The sequence below is a fragment of the Serratia sp. PL7 genome (assembly GCF_945957435.1).
The window spans coordinates 43727-56023 of sequence record NZ_CAMFLB010000022.1 but is presented as its reverse complement, the minus strand read 5'-3'; the positions used below and the strand labels follow the sequence as shown (position 1 = coordinate 56023).

The window sequence follows — 12297 nt, the reverse complement described above, 5'->3', positions numbered from 1 at the left end:
ATCACGCCGCCTGGCCCCTTAGCTCAGTTGGTTAGAGCAGGCGACTCATAATCGCTTGGTCACTGGTTCAAGTCCAGTAGGGGCCACCAAATTTTAGCTTTAAAATCATATAATTAAGCCACCTTCCACGGTGGCTTTTTTGTTGGCGTATCAACCGGTGCCCCCTTTTCGTCCCCCCAGTGAGGCAAAATGGTGAGCGATTTCATTTAATTAATATTCTGCAAACTCAAATCTTATCTGAAACATTACCGACTAATATCTGCCTTGCGAGCTATAACTATCCGAACTAGCATCAGTACTGAAACCATGAGGCTTTCAACATGACAAAAAAAACAGCGCATCGTCACATCACTAAAACTCAAATCTACCGTGCCGTTGCCAGTTCAACCGCTATCGAAACAGGCGTTTCTGTACAAAAAATTGAGCAGCAACTCAAACAAAATCAGGTTCAGGCTAAAGCTGTAGGCCTTGCTCGTTAATCTGGCAAAATGTCGCTCACCAATTGCATCATAAGGCTATAGTTGCCAGATACGCTTACCTCCAAACGCGATAAATGCCCATTAAGAATAAATTCCACATGGCATTCAGCCAGATAACTAATCAGTTATCGGCGAGATCACAACTTTAACTCACTAAACCTGGATAAAAACCATTTACATCAGCCTAAAACCTCGTCTTTTTCAACGCCAGTAAATACAACAGTTGTTTCACCACAAAAGCACTCAACAAGAAAATAATGAAGATCAGCGCGGCTGACGTTGCAGGCAACTTAAAATAGAGGGTATAGACCAGAGTCACGCCAATAGCCGAATCTATCTGATCGCCGAAGATAAAAAAGGCACGGTTGCGAACCGGCAGCTTGCCCGGTGGAATACCCAATTTTCTTTTCATCCACGAGTTAGGCAACTCTGGCAGAATATAGCCACCCCCGGCAAGCAGTCCGGCAAGGCAGCACTCCTCAATCAGTATCGGTAATATTTCCTGTGGTGAATGAAGCTGACCAATGGGGAGCCATAAAAGAGCAAACAGTGCGGTTAACAGAGGAACCAGCAGCAACCCACGCCATGTTTTATTCGCACCAAAGCAGGAAACCGCCAAAGGAACATTCAAAGCCGCAAAGTGGTTATACCTGACAATTATCATATGGGTACAGCCTCCCAATATGACGGGGATCATCAGATACCAGGTATATAACATGTCATACCACATAGAAGCCTCTGAAATGGAGTAAAGCGAAGCTGAAGGCACCAGACAGGGTAATCAATATAATGATGCTCAGATGTTTAAACTTATAAAACGGTCGCCGCCACAGCATGGCTATGCTAAACAACAGCAGCGCAATGCTGAGCAGCAGATAACCTGGCAGCGGTGGTAGCACCAGGCGCAGCAGCAAATAGGTACCAAGGATAAACAAGCTCCAGAATACCGGCATACCGGGGTAAGAAAACCCGCTGTTTCCTTCTATATTACCGACGTCATTAAACACCGAAAGCCGGATAGAACCGCAGGCCATCATCAACAGTAAAAATAGCGACCAGTAACCATCAAAACCTGAAAGGTAGAACACTACTGCGGGTGAAATCAGGTAGATCAACTGATCCATAAAACCATCAAGATAGCGTCCAAAGGAGCGAACCAGCTTATTACGGCGAGCCCAGATGCCATCAAGTGCATCCGCGAGCATGGCGAGAAACAACCAGGCAACCGATAAAAATAATTGTTTGTGCAGGGCGCACCCCATTGCAACGGCACTAAAAAGTAGCCCAACCAGCGTAATACAATCGGCAGAACTTAAACGTACCAGGAAAGGAGACTTATTCATAAAGACGCCCTGTTCAGCCTGCATACCGTTAACGCGTTTTTTGCCAGTAAACTTTTCAGCTTCAGACGGTTAATTTTGCTGTTATGCCGAACGTCAACAGGCATCTCCGATAATTGGTAAACTTGGGTGACGTCTGTAAGCTGGAGCTCTGCCAGAATTGCCGGTAACTCTTGCGGTAGGCTGGTGCATTGCAGGATCAGGGCCGCATTGCCTTGCGGATGAGCGACCAAAGCACAACGTTCTATTTCCTTGAGGTCATTAACCCTTTTTTCAATAATATAAGGATAAATTACCCGGTGTTGATCAATGGCAATGCTGTCATTAACTCTGCCTAATAACCATATTTGCCCACCATTATCGAAGTGCCCCACATCCCCGGTACAGTGCCAAATGCCACCCTGTTTACGCGGAATTTTGTACCGCCGGGTTGCCTGCGGATTATCAATATATTCAGACAATACATGGGGGCCGGCTACCAGGATCTCACCAATATCACCGGGAATGGGTGGCTTTAGCGTCCCCGGTTCTCCGTTAGGCATAATGTCCCGCAGACAGATTTCAGCAACCTTGATCGGCTTGCCAACCAGATAGCCATCATGCTGCGACCAACGATCCGTTAAGGTTTGTATATCGACACAGGCAATCGGCTCTGCTTCCGTTGAGCCATAAATCACCAGTTGCTGCGCCAAAGGAAAAACCTGTAGGCAGCTCTGATAAAGAGCTTTACTGCCCGGAGCACCACCAATAATGATTTGGCGTACCTTAGAAAAGGTCAGCCGCCGTGCCTGAGCATAACGAATGATTCTCTGCATATAGGCGGGCGCACCACTGATGCGCGTGACACCAAAGTGGCCAATTTGTTGAATAACATCAGCAGGATTAACGCAAGCCGGTCTGGCGAAGTCAAAGTAGGGCAGAATGCTCTGTTGCCCCATGCTCAACGTCTGCAAAACAAGCACGGGAAAACTATATAAATCAATATCATGATCTGTTGTAAGCATCAGGCTTTCGAGGGCGCGCTGTTGCTCCATCAGGCTACCATGAGTACGATTTGCCCCTTTGGGGATCCCGGTAGTACCCGAAGTAAAGGTAATCAGCCCGGTAGCATCAGGTGTCAGCGATTGACAGATAAAACCGCCATCCGGCGCATTAACGCTGACCTGTAGTTGCTGCATACCCAGCACCGAATGACCAACCACAAATCGCTTTAACCACCAAAGCTCGGGGAGCAGCGGCCACCACTTGCCAGTTGCTGCTACGGTAATGATGGCCTTGGGCCGACAGTGCCTCAGCGTCGCCCGAAACTGCGCTCTAGTGAGCCCCCTCTCCGGCATAACGGCAACAATCCCTATTCCCAGCATAGCCACCAGCAAAGGATAGAGATACAGGCCTGGGGGGATCATCAACACCAGACGATCGCCACGGGTAAAACCGGACTGGATCAGCTGGCGCTGAAAATGTCCAGCCAGATTGATAAAGTCCCGATAGGTCAGAGTGGAATACTCGCCGTTGGATAGCGGAACATGGAGCGCGACCCTGTCGGGATAGCGTTCAGCAGACTGAACAATGAGCTGACAAAGGTTCATCAGAATAGCTCCTTGCCATACAGTGCGTAGTCGTGATGACGCTGATCAGTTCCTCTAAACAGCGATTTGGCCATGAGCAGGCTGGCGTTATCATCACGTATCATCGCCCCACCCGCGCGGGGATAATGCTGGCTAGTATATTGAAGATACTGACCACACAGATGGCCAAGCACACTAGTACGCCGATAACAGGGATCTATCGCTACGGTTTTCCACAAATTGGCCTCTGCTTTACCGTCCCTATAGACCGGAAGCACCATGGACAAACCGGCAATCTCTCCATCCGTGGTTTGAGCCAACATAGAGGAATGGGGGCAAAAGCGCCGGATAAAGTGCTCACCACAACGTTGTTGAAACTCATCCCACTTTAGCGGGGTATAAGCGAAGCCATCACCAAACAGACGATCGGTAAATGCAAACACTCGGCGTTGCTCTCGCATCCATAAAGCCGGAGTCAGAGGACGACTTTCGATATCCATGGGGAGCTTTTTCATCCGCAGGTATCGCTGTGACCAGTTATCCGCCGCCAAACTGGCATCATCGAAAGTCGAGAGATAACGGTGCTTAACGCTGAACCCTAACTGTTCCAGTAAAGTGCCATAGTAAGGTGGATTGTAAGGCTCCCCAGCGAAAGCCCCCTTTTCAAACTGATTCAGGCGAATGCGGTACTGACCAAAAGTGGAAAAATTGATCGGCCCGTACAGCTGAGTAATACCGTACTTTTTTACCCACACCGCCAGAGCGTTGAACAGGTGTTGATTGCAGGACAAGTCGTTAATGCTTTCCCAGAAACCAAAAAACGCCACCTTCTGTCCTTCAACCAAATAGGGGGGGAGAAAACCCGCCAGGCGAGCCTTTCCCGGTATAGTGCCAGTCCACGCCTTACCTTGTTCAAACCATGAGTTTTCCTGGCTGAACTGCTGTTTGAGCGATGCTTGATCTTCTCCCGGCCAGAGAGGATCGTGGCGATAGATTTGCTGCGGGAGAGACAGAAACGCCTCGGTTAGCTGCTGGCTGGACTGCCATTCAGAGACGTTAATCATGGTAGAACCTCCTCCGCGTCTACACATGTGTCCTTTTTAAACGGTTCCAGACGTGTCACCGTACCTGCCCCACCATCCATACGCACATACTCACCGTCGCGTATCAAGCGAGTGATATTGGGAATACCGACAATGGCGGGGATCCCCATCTCCCTTGCCACCACGGCAGAGTGTGACAACGTAGATCCCCGTTCTATCAACAACCCGCCCGCCGTTGGGAACAGCGGCGCCCAACCGGGATCGGTTCGCTCGGTACAAAGGATCTGCCCAGATAGTGACATCTCATCTTCGGGAGATTTGATTAAGCGTACGCTGGCCTCCACGATCCCGGGATAGCAGCCGATACCCTGCAGTTGATTTTCATCTGATGGGAGTGTTTCCAACTGGAAAGGGTTGGCAAAGTCATGCTTCTGAAACAGGGAGCCATGACAACAGATGTGATGGGCCAGTTCTTCCGCTTCATAGTTGGCATATTCCCGTTGGCGGGCTCCAACCAGCGGTTTTAACTGGGTTTGAACGGCGGTTCCTTCATAGCCACTATAGATCTCATCCAGCGTGAGATAAAAGATGTCACGGGCCTGAGAGAGAATGCCTTCCTGAGCATACTGTCGGCCAAGCTGATTAAACAGATCGCGATAAATCCCGAGCAACCTTGTACGGGTAAAGCGCATATTTTCCCGATGACGGATAGCCTGACGAAGCCTGGCCAGATGTCGTTTAAACTGCCGTATGCGACGCTTGCCCAGCTCGTACTCCACGATGCTAAAAGCACGCTTTTCCGCTTCGCTGCGCAATCCTCGTTCTCTGGTAGCCAGTGATTCTGGCGTTAAGTCGTCCAGCGTCAGGTAGTTTTTCAGGATGGTGAACAGAAAGCGGGGATCGTAGCGAAGCGTTAAGGTTTCCAGCTTCATTTCGCCCATGGTGCGATCGCCATATTTATCGATATAGCCAATACACTGCCGGTAGAAATGAGCGTCTTGGGTCTTGAGCTGGTTTAGCAGCATGGCGCCCTGCCCCTGTTCAATAAGTTTACGCAAGGCGGGTTTAGAGCGGACGTACTGGCACATGACCAACAGTTCTTTGGTCGGCTGAGTACTTTCAATACCCTCTTCTCCAGAGAGTAAATCCCCCATCAGGGCAGCGGTTTTTTCAACTCCCGCTGCTGCCAAAGTACGATATACCCGCCCGTTGTACATCATGACGTAAAAGTCATTGAGGATCGGCGTAGTCCAGCGCCGTAGCAAGTGTGTATCCAGATACTTAAGCAGTTCTGTCAGTTGGTTCGCCGTGAGCGTATGCAGGCGGTCGCGCGGAATGTTTGCCGTGAGGGTGCCGAACTGCTGTAAAAACTGTTCAACGTGGTTATCCATATTGCGAAACGAAGCCAGCAGGCGAACCAAAGCCTTCACCATGCCCGGCAGTTTGGCCGCTTTCTCCCACAGGGTGAACTGTCTGGTTTGGACAAAATCCACCTGTTCCGTCAGCCCCATCATCCGTTCCATATCCTGCTTGTTGGTTTTGAATGATGGCAGTATCAGCAGGCAGCGATACCAGTTATTGATATTGTAATAAACCCGCCCTTTAATCAGCCCCAGCATGTTATCTAACATCTCCTGAGACTGGCTAACTTGCTTATCAGAACAGCCAAGAATACGTAGGGTTTGCTCATATACCGTCGCATAGGCGGCTCTGGCAAACGAGAACGTCAACGGCGTGGTTACCCCACAATAGGATTCCTGAATATTGGCGTTGTTAAACACCAGACAGCGGTCAACCGGTTCGGCGACTTTCGGCAGGCGGGTAATCGGACGAGTTTGTAAAATATAGAGCAACTGGTCTTTAATGGTCCACTCAATATCCTGCGGGCAACCGCAGTGGTGGGCAATGCTATTACCTATATCCCGTAACGCATAAATTTGTACATCGGTGAGCGTTTCGGCCCACTGGCTGGCTTGATCAATATTCTGAGTGACCGTACCCCGCTGACGGGTTTTATCAAACACTAACGCAACGCGCTTTTCGACAATACGGCGCTCAATCTCATCCTTGAACAGATGGACACTAAACTCATCAGTATCACATTCACCAGAAACCACCCCTTCACCGACACCCCAGGCTGAGGAGATCAATCCATGCTGGCGGCTCCCTGTCACCGGATTTGCAGTAAACATCACGCCGGAAACCTCACCGTCCACCATTTTCTGAATAATGACGGCACTGCGGATATTATCCACAGGTATTCCCCTGTGCAGTCGATATTGCAGTGCCCGGGTATTAAAAGCAGAAGCCATCACGGCACAAATGCTTGCGCTAATCGCTTCAACCCCCTGCTGGAACAGATAGCTGTCCATCTGCCCGGCAAAAGAGGCATTATCCGCATCTTCACCAATGGCTGACGAACGAACAGAAAAGAAAGTATCGGGATAGTCCGCCAACAGTGCCGACAGGGGTTTTCGTAGACCCGCAGGCAACTGTGCCTGCTGTATCCGTTGTCGCAACGGGGTGGCTAGCTCTTCCAGTGCCTCAAAGGTGATATCCGCTGTGACGGTAGTTAACCGCTGCACCATTTCGGCAGTAACCGGATCCTGAGTGACCAGTTGAGTAAGGATATCGCTTGGCACCACCCACCATTCTGGTACGGGATACTGTTCCAACGATAACCATAAAAGATTGGCGGCTTTTCCGCCCAATTGATCCAGAGTTAATTGTACGGCCTGATGCTGAGAGTATAAGTTTGTCATAGAGTCCATTTGAGCGATCAGATCGGGTCAGTTGCCCAACAGAAGAACTTCTGACCAATCTTGCACGCCTCTCCTTGGCTAAAATGAATTAAGTGGTGCTATGAGCTCGTGTCAGTTCAATAAGTTTGCGCAGGGTCTGCATAGCTCGATCGATAAACGGATAGGGGCTGACGTGGTGTGCCATTAAATAGAATGGAATACGCCGTAGCCAAAAATCATGCAGCGCCAGCACATAACCTCTCTGCCACTGAATGGCATCAACAGCGCTTTGGCTATGGTGCTCTAACTGCTGGCGATGAAATTCGAGGTAGTGCGCCACCGTCTCAGCGCTAATATCTGCCTGCTGCGTGAAAACCAACAGCTCGACCAGATCCCGCTGAGGCAGGTGCAGCGTGGCCAGTTCCCAATCCCAGCAGCATAGATCCAGCCGCTCATCACACTGCCGGAAGGCAATATTGCGCGGATTAAAATCGTTATGTACCAGCGTGCGTGGCATCTGCTCTATTTCGCTGCACCAGATTTCTATGCTGGCTATCCATGACAAGAAATAATCATGCTCTGACGGGGTAAAGTAGTGGGCTACGTTTTGGGCCATAAAACCCGCAAATGCCTGTAGCAGGGGCCGTTGCGCCAGAGTGTTCTCTTTGCCCTGCAGGCAGATTTCAGGGAATTGCTGTAACAGCGCGCCCTCCTGCCCCAGCCAAACGGCATGGATTTCTGCAATACCCGCGATGGCCACTTCAATATGGCGGGGTTGCCATAAGCCGATGCCGTTGGTGGAATCCATCAGCACTAAATCGTAGAGGTGCTCTTCAATCAAGGCATAGGTGCGCGTTTTGTCATCACGAATAACACCATAAACCTTTGGCATATACCGTGTCAGGCGTGGATCCTGCTGATTCATTACCGCCACTTCGCGGCTGTGGGTGTTAACAAACTCTATCAGGTGTGTCGCATCCGAAAGAGCCTGAAGCAGAGCCGGTGAACTTTTCCCGGCAAAAAACTTCATCATAGTGAAGATGTCTTGATCCAGAGGCTTGAGCTTCAGCATCACCGGAATATCCTGCCGTGCCGCATTGGTCAAAGTACCGGGAAACAGCCCCATCAGCCTGTTCGAATGTTGGGCGCTGAGGGTGGTCAACAGACTGTATTTTTCGTCTGAACCTGCCGATATAGCAGCGGATACCGGCAGTTTACTGCCCCAGACCGGGTTATAGGATGCGGAGTGGAAGAAAGCGAGATTGAGCTCCGCCAATGTGGTGGGAGCGGCGGCAAGGTGTGGGCGGTTGCGCCCCAGCTTCTCATGGGATTTGGCAAATTCATCTGCCGCGATAGCGGACAGCGTGGAAATATCCAGGGCAAGGCAATAGCTGGCAATAATTTCCGCCAGCTTGCTGGTACCGTCCGGCCCACTACAGCCTAACATGTTCAAACATTCACGCTGATGAGGGAGATAAGTGCCGCCGCCAACGGTACCTATGACCAGAGAAGGCAATGTGATGCTGCAATAAAGCGCCCCCTCGTTGTTCAGCTCCATGCGTAAATGAGCTACGGAAGATTCATGGATGCAGGCAATATCCTGCCCTAGGGCAGTAAACAGTGCCGCAATAACATTAGCAACGTTGATATTCACACCGACCATACCGGCAGCTATGGCGCCTTCCACAGCACGGTGGTAAGCATTAACTAACTGAACAGGAGTGACCCGCAGGATGGATTGACACACTCTGGCACTCAGGTACACCTCGGCAATCACCCGCGTACCCCGGCCGTGGATCAGCGACTGATAAGAGACTTTCTTATCGCTGGATAAATTACCATCGATCATAAAGTGATGAGGCTTAAGATCAGTGGTCGTCGCCAGCTTCTCCTGGATCCACCGGCAGACATGCCAGGTGCAGGTTGTCGTCATATTCTGCCCGGCGGCAGCACCTGTTTCATAGATAAAGTGTAGGTGTACACTGCGCCCGATAATCTGAGGTGTTAAGGCCACCAACTGCGCATAACGAGAGTGGCTGGAAATTTCGCTGCGTAACTCATCGAGATAGTTGACTACCCAATGACTGAACTCCAGCGCCTCTGTCACACTGAGAAATTCAAAGTGTGGCACACGCATCATACGCTGGCCCAGCACCCTGGCCATGGCACCGCCAGAACGGGTAATCGCCGTGGCGCCCCGTGAAATAGAAGCGATCAATGCCCCTTCCGTTGTCGCAAACGGGGCGTAGAACAGCCCCTGAGCGTGCAGCCCGTTGATTTGCAGCGGGCCACCAATACCTACAGGGACTTCCACCGAGCCAATAAACCCTTCAATGTTGTTGGATAGCGCGGTGGCATCAAACGAGTTCTGGGCAACCTTATCCAGCGAACACTGCATGTGCTTTGACAGATAGGCTAAACGCTGCTGCCGGGCTTTTTCCGTATAGGTATACAGATGACGTGGTGACAGACCTTTTATCGACATGATAATATCCTTAAATATCAAACGATTATGGAATTTAAAATCGTTATTGCACACACCAGATAACCAACGGCCAGGTAGAGGCCAACAATGGCTTCATTGCGCTTTCGGTTGCGAATATAGGGGTGATGTAAAAACGTAACGAGCTGATACAGGGTTAAAATATAGAAAATCACTAACGGGATTAGGGATAAGAAAGGAACATTCCCGATAGTCGCCATAATCAACCCTAGCTGGATGAGCAGCATCACAGAAATCAGTATGTTCAGAATGATAAAAATGGTTTTTATCCCATAAATTGAGGAGTAGGTAGGGATCTCTTGCCTATCTTCATCCGGGCCTTTAAATTTACGAGTGATTTCGAAAATAAATCCCGCAGTAAAAGAGAGAAGCATCAATATTTGCATCGGAGCGCTGAGCGTAACGCCAGGAACCGCTATATTGGCCAGCCACAAGATGATTAACGGCATCACCAACATATGGGAGATGGCATAACAGGTCAGGTATTGATTGAGCCACTGACCAATAAAGAACTCTTTACCCATCAGGCATGTCCAGGCGAATAGCAGCACCCACGCCAAGGTCGCCCCAGCGATACCCCCATCAATGGCCATACTGGCGAAAAGCTGTAGTGCAATACAACCTGCACCGACAAATTTAAGATGTTTGAGCGTAATCAATCCCCGTTGAAGAACCCGCTGAGGATGGTGCTCACAATCGATGAGATAATCCTTATGTTCGTCAAAAATTCGCAACAGCAGAAAATAGGACCAGGATAGTAGGCAGCCTATAATAATATTCCATGAGAAAATCACTTCCCTCTTTTCTGAACTGGCCGCCACGGCATAAGCGACAATAAACAGCAGAACAAAGAAGGGGGCATTCGGCAGTGGAAAACGCTCGTGTACCCATAGCATAAAGCGCCATACCAGCGGCTTTTCATATAATCCATTATCTTTCATAAATCACTTCCATCGGGTTTTGAAATCGGGATAGCGGTATTAATTAATCAAGAGTGCGGTGGTGGAAATAGAGGCCTATGAGCATAAATCCGCAGGTAAATCCGATCAGCGGCCAAACATCTGACCCCATCTCAAAGATGGTGTTACCCTTCAGGATCACGCCACGGGCCAGCCGGATAAAATAGGTCATAGGTAAAAAACAACCAATAACCTGCGCCCACTCTGGCATCCCCCGGAACGGGAACATAAATCCGGTCAACAACACCGAAGGTAAAAAATAGAAGAAAGTGAGTTGCATTGACTGCAACTGGTTTTTAGCAAAGGCGGACAGCGCAGCTTCAGGCAAGTTTCTGTTTAACACCCGTTCCGACAGCATATTCGCGGCCATCAGCGGTTGAATAATGGCTACCGGTTCGGTGGCGTCAGCCCCAATCAGCATACTGGCTTTTTCACCGCGCAATAATTTATGACTAAAGTCAGAGGGGAAATTAATAACAAACTGTACTTTTCCCTGTGCCAACGCCTCTGCCGCCTGTTGCTCCGTGGCCAATTCCGTTTTAAAAGAGAAATAACCGGAATTATGTAGCGCATACAACATTTGCCAAAACTCCTGCCGGGCGTTAGGGTCAACCCCTGCAGTGGGTTCATCCAGCAACAAGAGTTTCGGGTTATGCAGCAGGCTGGCGGAGAGTGCCAACCGCTGCTTCCAACCGCCGGAACCCACTCCCCGACCTGATAAAAAGTGTCAAATACTTGCGCGTTTACCAAGGAAGCGCGTGTCATTTGATCCAGTGCCCACTTGCTTTGATTAAGCACCGACTTTGCCGCTTCAATACGGGCTGTTTGAGCCCGTTGTTGAGCATCGCGGGCGGGGAGTTCATCAGCGGAAAGGCGATTTTGTAACTCCTCAACTACCGCTGCTTTTTGATTATAGTCCGAGCGGTAGGCTTCCAGTTCAAACTCAGAAATAGCCCCGCATTTTGCCTGTTTTTCATTACGTGCCAGTTTTGAATGGGCGAGCCGCGTTGCAATAATGGCACCGTTGCGCTGGGCTCGCAGAACATCTAATTCCGTTTTTCTTCTACCAGACTGTAAATCCACAAGCGTGGATTGTTCTATATCTAACTGATGCTGCACCTGTAAGTAGCGCTGGGTTTCACGTTCATTATCCAAAGCAAACAATAAAGCATCAGATTGAATTCGATCGCCTTTTTTGACATAGAGATTTTTTAGCATACCAGAGACTGGGGCGGCAATATACATAAATTCCCCCTCGACATCCCCCTGGATCAACAGATCATTCTTATTATCACAGGCAGAAAGCAACCATGACATTAGAGTGCACGCTATTATCTTTTTAAATCTAATAGCGATACTCAGCGACAAATAGAGCATCAGGGAATTATCCTTTTCCATAACACCATAATAATTAAGCAGTAAGACAAAACCGTTTTACATACCCGAGCGATTCTCCCGTTAAGCTACTGGTCGTGGCTGCATCCTAAATGCAGCATACGATTTCAGGGAGCAGACTGCTTACACCACTTCATCAGCAATGAGTAGGAAGCAAAGAATAGCCATGATATCTATATCGGTCAACATTATTAGTTAATGAAATCAATACCTATAACGGGCAACCGAATATCCACCGACTGGAAATACTGAATATATAAGAATTTATT

Annotated in this window: 9 protein-coding genes, 1 tRNA gene and 2 pseudogenes; 2 read left to right on the top strand and 10 right to left on the bottom strand. The window is 49.3% G+C overall.

The window, feature by feature from the left end:
• Positions 1 to 12: 12 nt before the first annotated feature.
• A tRNA-Ile gene (locus tag N6G83_RS42745) sits at positions 13 to 89 on the top strand.
• Between the two features lie 231 nt (positions 90 to 320).
• Positions 321 to 479 (top strand): hypothetical protein, encoded by a 159-nt coding sequence (locus N6G83_RS42740; protein WP_211134490.1) that lies wholly within the window; start codon positions 321 to 323, stop codon positions 477 to 479.
• Here N6G83_RS42740 and N6G83_RS42735 read toward each other — a convergent pair.
• The 10 genes and pseudogenes from N6G83_RS42735 to N6G83_RS42690 form a co-directional block, all read right to left on the bottom strand.
• A pseudogene (locus N6G83_RS42735) lies at positions 476 to 604 on the bottom strand (cell filamentation protein Fic); the annotation flags it as partial. The gene N6G83_RS42740 and the pseudogene N6G83_RS42735 overlap by 4 nt on opposite strands.
• A 59-nt stretch (positions 605 to 663) precedes the next feature.
• Positions 664 to 1209, bottom strand: a complete 546-nt coding sequence (locus N6G83_RS42730) for a CDP-archaeol synthase (RefSeq protein ID WP_211134489.1) — start codon at positions 1207 to 1209, stop codon at positions 664 to 666.
• Positions 1199 to 1822 carry a CDP-alcohol phosphatidyltransferase family protein gene (locus tag N6G83_RS42725; protein ID WP_211134488.1) on the bottom strand — a complete coding sequence of 208 codons (624 nt, stop codon included), beginning with the start codon at positions 1820 to 1822 and terminating at the stop codon, positions 1199 to 1201. The genes N6G83_RS42730 and N6G83_RS42725 overlap by 11 nt, the downstream gene beginning before the upstream one ends.
• Positions 1819 to 3408, bottom strand: coding sequence for an AMP-binding protein (locus tag N6G83_RS42720; protein ID WP_248006582.1), 1590 nt, complete (start codon positions 3406 to 3408; stop codon positions 1819 to 1821). The genes N6G83_RS42725 and N6G83_RS42720 overlap by 4 nt, the downstream gene beginning before the upstream one ends.
• Positions 3408 to 4451 (bottom strand): hypothetical protein, encoded by a 1044-nt coding sequence (locus tag N6G83_RS42715; protein ID WP_211134487.1) that lies wholly within the window; start codon positions 4449 to 4451, stop codon positions 3408 to 3410. The genes N6G83_RS42720 and N6G83_RS42715 overlap by 1 nt, the downstream gene beginning before the upstream one ends.
• Complete coding sequence (locus N6G83_RS42710) at positions 4448 to 7201, bottom strand: phosphoenolpyruvate synthase (RefSeq protein ID WP_211134486.1); 2754 nt, start codon at positions 7199 to 7201, stop codon at positions 4448 to 4450. Before N6G83_RS42710 ends, N6G83_RS42715 begins: the two co-directional genes overlap by 4 nt.
• Before the next feature lie 79 nt (positions 7202 to 7280).
• A complete protein-coding gene (locus N6G83_RS42705) occupies positions 7281 to 9710 on the bottom strand; it encodes a phosphotransferase (protein ID WP_260524163.1) in 2430 nt (809 codons plus the stop codon).
• Positions 9674 to 10615, bottom strand: coding sequence for a UbiA family prenyltransferase (locus N6G83_RS42700; RefSeq protein WP_211134484.1), 942 nt, complete (start codon positions 10613 to 10615; stop codon positions 9674 to 9676). Before N6G83_RS42700 ends, N6G83_RS42705 begins: the two co-directional genes overlap by 37 nt.
• Positions 10616 to 10658: 43 nt before the next feature.
• Positions 10659 to 11054, bottom strand: a complete 396-nt coding sequence (locus tag N6G83_RS42695; protein WP_248006586.1) for an ABC transporter permease — start codon at positions 11052 to 11054, stop codon at positions 10659 to 10661.
• A gap of 132 nt (positions 11055 to 11186) precedes the next feature.
• Positions 11187 to 11333 (bottom strand): annotated as a pseudogene (locus N6G83_RS42690) (ATP-binding cassette domain-containing protein); the annotation flags it as partial.
• Between the last annotated feature and the right edge of the window lie 964 nt (positions 11334 to 12297).

What these genes read in the sequence shown, in the direction of transcription:
- N6G83_RS42740 (WP_211134490.1), top strand. Translation starts at nt 321, where the DNA reads ATGACAAAAAAAACAGCGCATCGTCACATCACTAAAACTCAAATCTAC.
- N6G83_RS42730 (WP_211134489.1), bottom strand. Translation starts at nt 1,209, where the DNA reads ATGTGGTATGACATGTTATATACCTGGTATCTGATGATCCCCGTCATA.
- N6G83_RS42725 (WP_211134488.1), bottom strand. Translation starts at nt 1,822, where the DNA reads ATGAATAAGTCTCCTTTCCTGGTACGTTTAAGTTCTGCCGATTGTATT.
- N6G83_RS42720 (WP_248006582.1), bottom strand. Translation starts at nt 3,408, where the DNA reads ATGAACCTTTGTCAGCTCATTGTTCAGTCTGCTGAACGCTATCCCGAC.
- N6G83_RS42715 (WP_211134487.1), bottom strand. Translation starts at nt 4,451, where the DNA reads ATGATTAACGTCTCTGAATGGCAGTCCAGCCAGCAGCTAACCGAGGCG.
- N6G83_RS42710 (WP_211134486.1), bottom strand. Translation starts at nt 7,201, where the DNA reads ATGGACTCTATGACAAACTTATACTCTCAGCATCAGGCCGTACAATTA.
- N6G83_RS42700 (WP_211134484.1), bottom strand. Translation starts at nt 10,615, where the DNA reads ATGAAAGATAATGGATTATATGAAAAGCCGCTGGTATGGCGCTTTATG.
- N6G83_RS42695 (WP_248006586.1), bottom strand. Translation starts at nt 11,054, where the DNA reads ATGCTGATTGGGGCTGACGCCACCGAACCGGTAGCCATTATTCAACCG.